Origin of the sequence: Streptomyces sp. NBC_00090 (genome assembly GCF_045160815.1) — a bacterium.
GTDB lineage: Bacteria > Actinomycetota > Actinomycetes > Streptomycetales > Streptomycetaceae > Streptomyces.
Map to the genome: position 1 here is coordinate 9,187,766 of NZ_CP108224.1, position 12,199 is coordinate 9,199,964.

The 12,199-nt window shown below is 68.5% G+C and carries 11 protein-coding genes and 1 pseudogene; 2 read left to right on the plus strand and 10 right to left on the minus strand.

Annotated elements, in window-relative coordinates:
• Nucleotides 1–312 precede the first annotated feature (312 nt).
• Complete coding sequence (locus OG361_RS40795; RefSeq protein ID WP_405861894.1) at nucleotides 313–972, plus strand: hypothetical protein; 660 nt, start codon at nucleotides 313–315, stop codon at nucleotides 970–972.
• Nucleotides 973–1,192: 220 nt separating this feature from the next.
• On the opposite strand, the gene OG361_RS40800 is transcribed toward OG361_RS40795, so the two are convergent.
• Nucleotides 1,193–2,095, minus strand: coding sequence for an IS4 family transposase (locus OG361_RS40800; protein ID WP_405861896.1), 903 nt, complete (start codon nucleotides 2,093–2,095; stop codon nucleotides 1,193–1,195).
• A 120-nt stretch (nucleotides 2,096–2,215) separates the two neighbouring features.
• Between OG361_RS40800 and OG361_RS40805 the strand changes: the two genes are divergently transcribed.
• Nucleotides 2,216–3,301, plus strand: coding sequence for an IS630 family transposase (locus tag OG361_RS40805; protein ID WP_405861898.1), 1,086 nt, complete (start codon nucleotides 2,216–2,218; stop codon nucleotides 3,299–3,301).
• On the opposite strand, the gene OG361_RS40810 is transcribed toward OG361_RS40805, so the two are convergent.
• The 9 genes and pseudogenes from OG361_RS40810 to OG361_RS40850 form a co-directional block, all read right to left on the minus strand.
• The gene (locus OG361_RS40810; RefSeq protein ID WP_405861900.1) at nucleotides 3,298–3,801 is read right to left on the minus strand and encodes a transposase domain-containing protein; all 504 of its coding nucleotides are present in this window, start codon (nucleotides 3,799–3,801) and stop codon (nucleotides 3,298–3,300) included. The genes OG361_RS40805 and OG361_RS40810 overlap by 4 nt on opposite strands.
• Nucleotides 3,802–3,869: 68 nt before the next feature.
• A complete protein-coding gene (locus tag OG361_RS40815; protein WP_405852257.1) occupies nucleotides 3,870–4,757 on the minus strand; it encodes an IS3 family transposase in 888 nt (295 codons plus the stop codon).
• Nucleotides 4,754–5,053 (minus strand): transposase, encoded by a 300-nt coding sequence (locus OG361_RS40820; RefSeq protein ID WP_405852256.1) that lies wholly within the window; start codon nucleotides 5,051–5,053, stop codon nucleotides 4,754–4,756. The genes OG361_RS40815 and OG361_RS40820 overlap by 4 nt, the downstream gene beginning before the upstream one ends.
• Before the next feature lie 93 nt (nucleotides 5,054–5,146).
• Nucleotides 5,147–5,650: a hypothetical protein gene (locus OG361_RS40825; protein WP_405862702.1), complete on the minus strand. Its 504-nt coding sequence runs from the start codon at nucleotides 5,648–5,650 to the stop codon at nucleotides 5,147–5,149.
• A gap of 264 nt (nucleotides 5,651–5,914) precedes the next feature.
• Nucleotides 5,915–8,143 (minus strand): FG-GAP repeat domain-containing protein, encoded by a 2,229-nt coding sequence (locus OG361_RS40830; protein WP_405861902.1) that lies wholly within the window; start codon nucleotides 8,141–8,143, stop codon nucleotides 5,915–5,917.
• 478 nt (nucleotides 8,144–8,621) lie between these two features.
• Nucleotides 8,622–9,131, minus strand: coding sequence for a hypothetical protein (locus OG361_RS40835; RefSeq protein WP_405861904.1), 510 nt, complete (start codon nucleotides 9,129–9,131; stop codon nucleotides 8,622–8,624).
• Nucleotides 9,132–9,450: 319 nt separating this feature from the next.
• Nucleotides 9,451–10,074 carry a hypothetical protein gene (locus tag OG361_RS40840; RefSeq protein WP_405862760.1) on the minus strand — a complete coding sequence of 208 codons (624 nt, stop codon included), beginning with the start codon at nucleotides 10,072–10,074 and terminating at the stop codon, nucleotides 9,451–9,453.
• Nucleotides 10,023–10,190: a hypothetical protein gene (locus tag OG361_RS40845; protein ID WP_405861906.1), complete on the minus strand. Its 168-nt coding sequence runs from the start codon at nucleotides 10,188–10,190 to the stop codon at nucleotides 10,023–10,025. Before OG361_RS40845 ends, OG361_RS40840 begins: the two co-directional genes overlap by 52 nt.
• 761 nt (nucleotides 10,191–10,951) lie before the next feature.
• A pseudogene (locus tag OG361_RS40850) lies at nucleotides 10,952–12,140 on the minus strand (MFS transporter).
• Nucleotides 12,141–12,199: the final 59 nt, after the last annotated feature.

Sequence of the window (12,199 nt, forward strand, 5' to 3'; positions counted from 1 at the left end):
TTCGACGCACCCGCTGTTCCAGTCGCAGTCGGCACGGTCACGGCACCACTCCGGCTCGAAGCGGGCGGCCCCGGCAGTGACCTGGACAAGGCCGCCGTCTTCGGGGCGAGCAATCTGGACGGCCCTGTTCTCGTATAGCTACGGCGAACGGACATGTAGCGCAGGGCAAGGCTCGGGGTTGCGCCAGGTCGCCAGCGGGGGGCCTCGCCGTAAGTGGAGGAAGCAACTGGCGGCCGGGGCCTCTGTGGGGGTGAAGCACGTTTCCCGGCGATCCGGGGAACCCGGCGGCGCTGCCGCATCACAATCTCAGGCATGCGAAGAGAAGACTTTTACATCGAGCAGTACTTCGGCGACGAGCACCAGTCCATCACCGACGCGCCGCAGTGGAAGCAGCAGGCGTTGCCCATGACGAAGCTGAACATGAAGCACAGGGATCGGTACATGAATCCCCTGACGGCGAAGGTGCTGCTGGGCGACCACTTCGATCTCGGGCGTCTACCGCCCGCGGATGTCGTCGCGACGGTACGACGCCAGTCGTGGAAGGACCTGGAGGACGCAGGGGGGTCTCTCGATGCTGTCGGTGACCGGTTGTACGTCCTGTATTTCCGGTCCATGTACTCGAAGCTGTCGTACGTCAAGGTCGGCCGGGCGGAGAACGAGGCCCCCGCGAAGAAGGACCCCGCAAAGAAGAAGGACACTGCGCAGGTCCGGAAGCGGATCTCGGCTCATGAAGGCGAGGCCAAGATCGCCCAGGCGGTTCTTTTCAATGCGTGGATCTCCCGTCCCTGCGAGTCGGCCGTCGAATGGGAGAAACGCGTCAAGGCCCATCTGCGTGATACGGCGGCGGCCCCGGACATTGATCTGGGTGAGCAGGTGAAGGCGGAGTACTTCCGTGGCGTCCCCTTCCGCCGGGCTGTCCTGGTAGCCGAGTTGTGCGAAGTCCCGAGTGGTGCTGTTCGTCTCGCACAGTGATGGGCCAGCCCAGAGCATCACGGTGCGCTACATGTCCGTTCGCCGCAGCTACACGAGAACAGGGCCCAGTAGTACGTGCCGCCACTGGGCCGGGGGCGGTCGTGGCGAGGGCGCTGTCGTCCGGCGCGTGCCAGGGCCAGCCACGACGATGCCGGTCCGCGCCGGTCGGCAGTGACCGGAGCGGGGGGCCGGGGGGCCGGCGAAGGCCAATGCAGTTGCTTTAGGGCGGTGACGGGGTCGGGGACGACTTGAGCACGGGTCTCCCCGCCCGCCGATTGCTCTTGGCCTTCTTGGTCTGGTTGAGGACCCAGCGGCCCGGCTCGACCGATCCCCGTTTCGCCCGGGTCCGTAGCACCGGCCACCGATTGGGCTTCTTGACCGCCCGTGGGCAGTTCCGGTTCCGCCGAGCTGGGAGCAAGCGGCTGCGTGCCTCCTGCCCAGCCTCGGCGAGGGAGCGGGCGAGTTTGGCCGTAGTGGCTCCGAGCTGGGATGGAACGCTTCGGCGGATAATGCGGACGCACTTCAGATAAGAGACCCGGTCCGCGTCCACGGCGGGGCTGGCGAGGGCTGCGGCGTGGGCGAACCGGCGGATCGCGTGGTGGACGGCGAGGTAGGCCCACAGCTCCTGCCGGACGCCTTCCGGTTTGCGGGACCGGATCGGCCCGCCGGGGCCGAGGTGGTTCTTGATCTCATCGAAGGTCAGCTCGATCTCCCAACGTTCCCGGTAGAGCGCGACCAGCTCGGCCGCCGGGTACTGCTTGGGATCCAGCAGCGTCGTGCCGAGAAAGGCCACCTTGTCGTTCTTCGTGAAGGTGATGACGCGGTAGATCGTGTGCTTGGGCAGGGTCCGGCCCTCCCGCGCGGCTCGGAGCCGGACTTCCTTGCCCGGACGCGCCATCGACAGGTACGAACCGTCGGGAAGCTTCTCCTGGAGGGTGCCGAGGTGATTGGACTGGAGCCTGACCAGCAGGTCCGCGCCGGTCACGGTGAAGGCGTGCGCGAACTCGACCGACCAGAAGCCGCGGTCGGCGATGACCAGGTCTCCCGAACCGGTGTAGCCGGCCAGCGGGTAGGCGAGGCTCCGTTCGCCGTCGCGGTGGCCGCCGAGGCGGGCATCAAGCACTCCGTGTGTTCCGATCTAGTGATCTGGTTTTGAGGTCGTGGGTCGCCACGTGAGGCGTCCCCTGTTTCAGATTGCGGTGTTCGCCTGCGGCAGGTCGCGCGTTCGCGCTGTCCTGTGGGCATGGGTGATACCCGGCTGGAACCTGTCGTGCTGTCGGAGGCCGAGCGGCTGACGCTGGAGAACTGGGCCAAGCGCCGCTCGACCGCGCAGGGGCTGGCCGTTCGCGCACGGATCGTGCTGGCGTGCGCGAACGGCTGGAACAACACCGTGGTCGCCGCGCGACTCGATGTCGGCAGAGGCACCGTGCGCCGCTGGCGCACACGGTTCGTGGCCCAGCGCCTGGACGGACTCGCGGACGAGCCGCGGCCCGGGGTGCCGCGGACCATTACCGACGCCCAGGTGGAAGAGGTCGTGGTCCGCACCCTGGAGCAGACTCCCCCGGGCGGGACGCACTGGTCGAAGCGGGAGCTGGCCAAGGTCGTGGGAATCTCCCCGGCGAGCGTGCTGAGGATCTGGCACGCTTTCGGCCTCCAGCCCTGGCGCACGGAGACCTTCAAGATCTCCCCGGACCCGTTCCTGATCGACAAGGTCCGTGACGTCGTCGGCCTCTACCTCGCTCCGCCGGCCAACGCGGTGGTCTTCGCGGTGGACGAGAAGCCGCAGATCCAGGCCCTTCAGCGGACCGCGCCGGTCCTGCCGATGGTCCCGGGAGTGCCCGAGCGGCGGAGTTTCGACTACGTCCGGCACGGCACCGTCGACCTGTTCGCCGCCCTGAACACGGCGACGGGCAAGGTGATCACGAAACTGTCCGCGCAGCACCGGGCGGTGGACTTCCGTGACTTCCTCGACGAGATCGACCGCCAGACCGACAAGCACCTGGCGGTCCACGTGATCTGCGACGACCTCTCCGCCCACAAGGCGCCGGTGGTGCACAAGTGGCTCCTGGCGCATCCCCGCTTCCAGCTCCACTTCACCCCGACCTACTCGTCGTGGATCAACCAGGTCGAGCGGTGGTTCGCCGAGTTGGAACGGCGCTGCCTTGAACGCGGCGTGTTCTGTTCCCTCGACGACCTCAAGGCCGCACTCGAAAACTGGATCAAGGTCTGGAACGACGAAGCCCGGCCCTTCAAGTGGACCAAGACCGCCGACCAGATCCTCGACCGGATCTGCCGCTACTGCGACAGGATCTCCGAACCAGATCACTAGGCGAGGACCACCGCCCTCACCTGGGGGAACCCGAAGGGGAGGCCGCCCGTGGTGGACGGGCCGTCGAAGCTGTCGCCGTTGCTCACCGAGTCGGGAAGGTCGAACTGGGTGCCGTCCAGAGCGAGCAGCCGTAGCCCGCGCCACCATGCCCCGGGTGTGTCCGGAGTGGCGAGCGGACCGGCCACCTCTCTGAACAGGGTCTCCAGCACGTCCTCGCCGAGCCGGGACCGCGCTCGGCATAACGAGGACCGGTTCACCCTGGCCAGGGCCCGGCTGCCCGGTATCCCGCTGGTCAGCACGCGCAGTACCTCCTCGTACGACTCCCGGGCGAACAGGCACAGGGCCAAGACGAAGTACACGACCAGCCGTGCCGGTAGGAGGCGGCGGCGTTGTTCGGTTCGGTCGTGCTTGGCTATCGCCGCGTCGACCAGCTCAGCGGTGAACACCTTCGTCAAGATCCCGAACCGCACCCGTTCCCCGGCACTGCTCTGCCCCTCCACACAAGGTCAACGGCACTTGACGCTCTGGGGGCACGTGAAGTTTCCCCATGATCTTAGACACTCGTTCGTTATGCCGCGAGGGCGTGTTGATGCCGCTGCCTGGTCTCGGCCGGGGTGAGGTAACCGAAGATCTTGTGCTTGCGCAGGCGGCGGCGGTTGTAGAAGGTCTCGATGAAGGTGAAGACCTCGGCGCGGGCGGTGGCCCGGTCGGGCCAGGTCCGGGTTCCGATCTCTTCCTTGAGCAGGGCCCAGAAACTCTCCGCCGCGGCGTTATCGAAACATGATCCGGTGCGTCCGCAGCTCTGCCGTAGCCCCAACTCCCTTATTCGATCGCGGAATTGAGCTGAGGTGTACTCGCTTCCGCGATCGCTGTGGACCACGCATCCGGGCTCCAGACCGCCTCGGCCGTGGGCCATGGCGAGGGCGTCGACGACGAGCTCGGCGCGGTGGTGGTCGGCCATGGCGTAGCCGACGATCTCGCGGGTGGCCAGGTCCAGCCAGCAGGCGAGGTAGAGCCAGCCCTCGGCCGTCGGGAGGTAGGTGATGTCGCCGACCAGCTTGGTGCCGGGGCGCTCGGCGTGGAAGTCGCGGCCGATCAGGTCCGGGGCCGGCTTCGCCTTCGCATCCGGCCGGGTCAGCGAGCGGTGCTTGCGGCGGGTGACGCCGCGGATGTCGCGCTCGCGCATGACGCGGGCGATGCGCTTGTGGTTCACACGGTGCCCCAGACGCCGTAGTTCGGCGTGGATGCGCGGGACGCCGTAGGTCTTGCGGGAGGCGATGTGGAGCACGGTGATCTCGTGCGCGAGTGCGTCGTCGGCCGCCTGGCGCTCTCGGCGGGCGGCCTCGCCCTCGTGCCAGGCGTAGTAGGAGGAGCGGGTCACGCGCAGCACCCGGCACAGCAGCACGATCGGGTAGTTCGCCTTCTCCGCGTGGATCAACCGGTACAACGTGGTCACCGGTCGCTCTCCTTCACGAAGAAGGCCGTCGCTTTTTTCAGGATCTCGATCGTCTGCTGCTGCTCGCGGTTCTCCCTGCGCAGCCGGCGCAGTTCCTCGCGCTCGGCGCTGGTCAGCTCGCCCGTGGCGCCCTCGCCCCGGCCGGCCTTGGCCTGGCGGTACCAGCCCCGCAGGGACTCGGAGCTGATGCCGAGTTCCCGGGCGACGGCGGTAACCGTCTTTCCCGAGGAATCGACGAGCGCGATCGCGTCCCGCTTGAACTCCTCGGTGTACCGCTTCGTGTACTTGCTTCCCACCTGGTGCTACTTCCTCTGGAACCTCAGGTCCCAGTCTCCAGGTGTCCACGATCAAGGGGAAGCTTCACACGGGCGCATCGGGCCGGTCGCTTCTCAGCCCTGGCCGATGTCGAGCACTGCGACGACTCCCTCAAGGATCTTGACGAACTCCTCCACCGGGATCTCCACCACGAAGACCGCGCCCGCGTCCTCAGGATGGTTGAGCAAGTGTTCCTGACGCCAGAACTCCAGCGTGATCACCAAACGGTCCTCTTCACGGAACAGGTGCGTCGTCACGTTGTCGATGGTGGGCCCCCAGAGCAGGGTCCGGAACTGGCTACGCAGTCCGTAGTCGGCCTCGGTCTCATCGTCATCGCCCGCACGGTGCATGAGACGCCGGTGTGTGGCCTCGGCGGACATGCCAGCGAACGGCATGGGGGAGCCTGCGCCCGATCGCAGCCAGGCGGCCGTGTCCAGCACATCACGGCGGAACTGCGGGACGTATGCCGTGTTGTCGTCGCAGGTCAGCCACTTGCCAGCGGCCCAGAGGTCCACTCGGCACAGCTGGCCTTGCTCGCCGACCTCGGCGGCGAACCTGAGCTTGTCTCCCAGAACCATGTTCACGTCAGTGACCGTCGCAGGTTCAGCCCTTCACACACAACCGAATACCCCGGCAGCATCCGTTCGCATGTCATGCGGGACGCTGCCGCCTGTCCGTGAACAAAGCCACGTAGCGCGAACAGCTAAAGCAACTGCATTGGCCGGCGAAGGCCCCCGCGACCACCGGCCCCGGCCACACACCACCCACCGGGCCGAAAGTTCCCAGGCCCTCGCCGGAGTCGATCCGGCGGGGGCCTGTTTTGCATTCTGGGCGGGCGGGCCTCAGATCACGTTGTTGAACTTGGTGCCCTCGCCCGAGTACAGCGATGTCGTCTGACGGCTGAAGGGGGCGGTGGCGGAGCCGGTCGAGCGGTAGACGTACGTGCCGCCCGACCCGTACGCGATCAGGTCCGGGCGCCCGTCGTTGTCAAGGTCACCGGCGCCGACGAGCTGGGAGAAGGCGCCCCAACCGCCGCCGACCTTCACGCGGGTGGAGAAGCCGCCGGTGCCGTTGCCCTGGTACAGCCAGAGGACGCCGTAGGTGTCGCGGGCGACCAGGTCCCCGGGGGCCGTACCGGCGATGCTGCCGACGGCCGTGAGTTGGTTGTAGATCTGCCAGCCGCCGCCGACCTTCACCCGTGGCGCGTACGGCTTCGCGTAGTCGCCGGTGCCCTTGTAGAACCACAGGACTCCGGCGCCGTCCGTGGCCACCAGGTCGGGACGGCCGTCGCCGTCGAGGTCAGAGCCGCCGGCGAGCTTGTTGTAGATCTGCCAGCCGGTACCGACCTGCACGCGCGGCGCGAACGTGCCGTCGCCCTTGGCCAGGTAGAGCCACTGCACGCCAGAACCGTCGACCGCGATCACATCGCCGGGGGCGGCACCGCCGACGTTGCCGACGGCCTCGATCTGCTTGTAGATCCCCCAGCCCGCACCGATCTTGGTGCGCTGGGCGGACTTGACCTGGCCGTTGACCGGACGGTCCCGCAGGTCGTCGCGCCACAGCACGCCGGAGGCGTCCCGGGCGAGGACGTCCGTGGAGCCGTTGTTGCTGTAGTCGTGCGGGTTGGCCGTGCGGACGACGTTCATCAGCCAGCCCTGGTAGGCGGGATCGCCGACGCCGTCGAGCAGCGTCGCCTCGGCCTCCACCCCGTACGTGCCGTTCGGCGCGTCCACCCCGCCGATGACACCGTCCCAGGCGAAGGAGAAGCGGGTGCCGGACGCGGGCGCGGTCAAGCGCTTCGTGAACTCCTTGCCGGTGACGGTGTGCGTGAGCGTGACGTCCAGGTAGGCGTCGGCCCGCGACAGCGTCCAGCCCAGGGTCACCTTGCCGCCGGTCTTGTCGAGGTCCACCGTGCCGGGGACGTGCACCTGCTGAATCTCCAGCGGGGGCACCACCTGGCCCGTCTCGGCGACCTTGGTGACTGTCGGGGTGCCGTCCGTACCGGCCGCGACGCGGAACAGCCCGTCGCCGTCGGCGTCCCGGCTGCCGCTCAGCACCGCGCTGCCGTCGGCCGAGGGCGCCGACTCCAAATCCGACGCCGTTACGCCGAGGTCGCGGGTCTCGCCGCTGGTCAGGGAGACGGCCTTGGCAGGTGCCCAGTAGGCGCCGTACACCAGCCAGTCGCCCACCAGCTCGTAGTACCACTCGTCGGCGCCGTGGCCCAGGAGGGTCTTCTTCTCCTCGCCCGTCTTGCGGTCGACGGACGTGACGTAGACCTCGTCGTTGTCCGTCTGGTCGAGCCAGGCCACGTGCGAAGCGGAGAACGTCAGGTGGCCGGAGTCGTTGTTGTACCCGGACTTGGTCGAGGAGTAGGTCTCCGTCACCGTCCCGGCCGCTACGTCGACCAGGGCCCGGTGGCCGGTGCGCGCGTCCGGCGGGCCCGCCGCGTACCTGACGAGAACGGAGCCCCCGAGGACCGTCGAGCCGCTGAACTCGGTGGCGTCCGTCGGCACGCCCGTAATCTTGCGGGTGGTCGTCGTGGCGCCGTCCTTGGTCACGACGTGCAGTTCGGCCTGGCCGGCCTCGTTCATCACCTGCGCGAGCACGCTCGTCGGGCTCAGTGTGGCCACGTAGCTGCCGTTCAGCGCGCCGAGGTTGATGTCCACGCCTGGGGCTGCCGGGTCGGCCATGTTCCACAAGGTGATCGACTGCATGAACACGGGCCAGCTGTCATCGCCGACGACGGCCACGTCGTTGCCCGCCAGGGCGTAACCGCCGTCCTTGGGATGCCGGAGCCGCTTGGAGGCTCCTCCGTCGTACGGCGTCCAGACCAGGTCCGTGATGCGGTCGACGTCGTCGTAGTCGTACGTGAAGAACCCGCTGGTGCCCGCGCCCGCGAGGTAGGAGCCCTCGGGGTAGACGGGAAGAGTGGCGTCGGCCTGCTCGGACGAGGCGGATGTCGTCGCGAACGCGGCCGGGGCGGTTGCCAGCGTGCCGGCGCCGAGGGCGGTGACCGCGAGGACGGCCGTGACGGCGGTGGCGAGGCGGCTGCGGGTGGTACGGAGTTGCAAGGTGAAGCCCCCACGAGTCTGAGTCGGACACGGAAATGCCGTGTCCGACTCAGACTCGCGAGCGGCTCGAATGGTTGTATGGAAAGCCCGGGGGTTTCGGGTCAGTACCCCGCTGGGCAATCTTCATCACTCCTACCCGCAGTGTGTTATCGACCCTGCCGTCATAGGCATGGCACCGATCGCGAGGCACCCCTCCTCGCACGGCTGGGGCAACGAGGGCACCGGACGGTAGTCGGTCCCCGCGGCAGCGATCCAGAGGAAACACCCCGCCAGAAGCGCGGCCACAGCCGCGCCGGAGATCATCAGTCGGTGCATGGACGGACCCACGCCCTGCCCGGGGCCCTGCGTCATGCCGGGCTCGTCCCTCGTCGGGGTGGTCACGGTCACGTGGCCGTGTACGGCGACGGTGAGCGCCAGGTCGTGCAGGTGCCCGGACTCCTCCTGCAGTACGACGCGCGCAAGACTGGATCGCTTGCTTCTACGCCGCTTTCGCAAGCTCGGCCTCGGCATACGCCCGGAGCTGCTCAGAGGAAATCTGTGCCAGCTGATCGAGTGCCGACTGAAGCATGGCCTCAGTCCCCAGGACGGCGGGGTCCGGCACGTGGAGACCCAGACGGCGGCGGATGGCCCCCTGCCGGGGCTCCGACCGCCGATGGAAGTCAATGTTCCGCAGCTGGCTCACCAGGTCCTCGATCAGGCTGGGCGTGTAGAAGTGGGTGGTGCTGGCCGGGCGCTTGACCCTGCGCCATGTCTCCATCCACTTCTCCCGGTCGCGATTGAGTACGCCGCACCCCTGGATGAAGGCGGCCATCTGCCTCTCGTCCACCGGCAGCATCTCCCGGTTGAGGATGCGCGAGATGCTGCTGAGCGGCAGCATGTGGGCGCCGCCGGCAAGGTTCTGCATCTGTGCGTACGGCTGTGCTCCGAGGTTCACATGGAGGGCGGCCAGGCCGTTGAGCAGCGCGGCAGGCGTGCTGATGCCCTCCACGTACACCTTCCTCCGCCCTCCCCGCTCATCGCGACGGGCCTTGAGCCGCAGGATGAGGTCCCTGACGTGAGTGTCCGTCCTACTTCCGCAGGCGATGAGGTAGGCGGTGATGGTCCCCTCCGACGGAGTCGACTTGCCGACGCCGCCCGCTTGAGCGTCGCCGCGGACACCTTCGACCCCGCGGCCATCTGTTCGTAGGTCGGGGTTCCGGCGCGATCGCGCTCGACGCGCAGCAGGTCGGCGAGCATTCCCCGGTGGGGGCATGACCCAGATACGCCAGAAACCCGCCACGGGATGATCTTGGGGGCCGGGCGACTGGCTACTGGGTGTCCCCCGTGAGGGCGTTGACTCGGTTCTCGTGCTCGCGTCGGGCCTTGCGCTGTGCCGGGACGATCGGGGCGCCCTGGGTGCCGTCGAGGGGCTGGCAGCGGGCGAGGAGTCCGCGGTGCACGGAAGGGATGGCGCTGACGCGCAGGGTGTAGCCCTGGCCACGCTGTACGGTCACGCCGTGGTCGAGCGCGGCCCGCTCGGCGGTCTCCAGCTTCGAGAGGGCGCGGAGGAAGTCGGCGACCTTGCCCGGCATGTCGAGGGTGACCGGCAGCTCCGGGGCCGGTGCGTCCTCGGGGCTGCCGCTGGTGTGCTCGGGCATGAGGTCGGCGACGGCCGTGCGGATGGCTCTGCGGCTGACGCCGTGCTCGCGGGCCAGGGCGGCGAGGGAGCGGCCTTCCAGGTACGCGGTGCGGACCGTGTCGGTCTTCCCGGCCGGGACGGCGGGACGGCGTCCGCCCTTCCTGCCCTTGGCCTCGGCGGCGCGCAGCCCGTCGTAGGTCAGCTCGCGCTGGAGGTCACGCTGGAGTTCGCCGGCGGCGGCGAGGGTCTGCACCATGAACTTCACGGTGGATAGCAGCTCTCCGGTGCGCGGGTGGCGGACGGTGAGGTCCATGCCGGAGAACGCGCCGTCGTGGATGCGCAGCGCGACTGGTCGCGGTGGAGGACGTCGAGGACGTCGAGGATGTGTCCGGTGCCGCGTACGAGGCGGAACATCTCGGAGATGTGCACGGTGTCGCCCGGCCGCGCGTAGGTGAGCAGTTCGCGGAACTTCGGGCGCTGGAGGGAGTGGAGGCGGCTGAGAGGTGCCCGGGTTCTCCTCGAAGACGACCGGGTCCTCGATGCCGGCCTCGTCGAGGACGAGGTTCTGCCGGGCGGTGGACTGCTGGTCGGTCGAGACTCGCTTGTAGACCAGGTTCGCCACCGAAGGGCCCCTTCCGTACGGAGGATCGGCCCCTATCTGTCGTCAAACCCTGTCAGCAATCACCATCGGATCCGATTGGATTCGCGCAGCCGTGAACCCCCGGATTGCGCGGGTTCATTGGACGCGTCGGGCGCCTGTCGGCAAACGATCGTTTGCCGACAGGCCGGGCCGGCTTGATCCGGCCGCCCGGGTCCACTGTGCTTGACAGCGGACTGTCCGGGCGGGTCGGGCGGTGGGAGGCTGCGGGTCGTGTCTGGGTTGATCTCGGACAAGCTCACCGAACCAGCCGATGAGGGAAGCGATCTGGAGTGCGGGCACGCCCTCGTTCGCTGTGCGGGCCTTGTTGTGCCACCGACGGAATGGGCTTGCCCAGGTGACGAAACGCGGTCGACGGTCGGCCGGGCATCACGGCTCTGCCTGCGCTCGCACCGCAGCTGGCTCCCGTTAGCGGTCATCACCCGGGATCGCGGACACAGCTGCGCGGGATCGACGCCTGGCGGAAGCCACGTTCCTGCAGGTCAGTCAATTCCGTCGGTTGCCCTTGTTCATGCACATTGATCGTGCAGCTCTACGCGTCCTGCCGCGCGGATGCGGGCGCGGGTGCGTCGGCTTGAGGCTTGGGGGCGGTGGGTTCGGGCAGGGCGCGGAAGAGGAGCCAGCTCAGGGCAGGCATGGCGATCAGGGGGGGGTGAGGGCTGTCTTCAGGGAGGTGGAGTCGGCCAGGTGTCCCAGCAGGGGGCTGATGAGGCCGCCGATGCTGACGGTGAGGCCGAGGGTGACGCCGCTGGCAGTACCGATACGGGAGGGCAGGTAATCCTGGCCCAGGGTGACCTGGAGGGAGAAGGGGACGTACAGGCCGACGGAGGTGAGGGCCACGAAGAGGAACATGGCCGGGCCGGGTGCGTAGATCACTCCGGTCACGGCGGCGACGGAGAGCAGGTAGGACCAGCGGGAGACATGGACGCGGTCGTAGCGGTTGGCCAGGGACCCTCCCAGGACCGAGCCGACTGCGCCGCCCAGGAACGGCAGGAACAGGGCGATGGTGCCCGCGGTGGTGCTGCCCTGCATGCGCTGCTGGGCGTAGAGGGAGATGAAGGTGCTTAGGCCGGTGAAGACGATGGAGCGGAAGACGACCGCCAGGGACAGCTTCACGAACGAGGCCACATCATCGGCGCCCCGCGGTGCCTCCGTCTTGGACGCGCCGGCCTCGGGCCGGGCGAGCATCCGGAGCACGGGCACACACAGAGCGGCGCCGGCGAGCGCGGGCAGGACCAGGACGGGCGTCCAGCGCAGGGAGCCGTGTCCGATCACGGCCGACACCATGAGCGGGGCAAGTGCGAAGCCGATGTTGCCGCCCAGGGAGAAGCAGCCCATCGCGCTGTGACTGCCTTCGCTGGCCAGCCGGGCCACGCGGGCCGACTCCGGGTGGTAGGCGGCCACCCCGATCCCGGAGACAGCGACGAAGAACAGGGTGAGCTCGTAGGGCCGCTCAGGCCGCTGAGCGCGATGCCCACCCCGCCCAGCAGAGTGCTGACCGGCAGCAGCCACGGCATCGCCCACCGGTCGGTGAGCGCCCCGAACACCGGCTGGGCCACCGACGACAGCAGGGACGCGGCCAGCACGATGCCGGAGGCGACCGCGTAGGTGTAGTCCCGTTCGGCCACGAAGAACGGGATCAGCGCCGCGACGGCGCCCTGGTAGATGTCGACGCAGGCGTGTCCCACGGCCAGCAGGGAGATCGATGTATTCCTTCGCACCCTCCCAGGGGTGTGACCGAGAAACGCGCCAAAGGGGCAACGGGATGATCTTGAAGCCC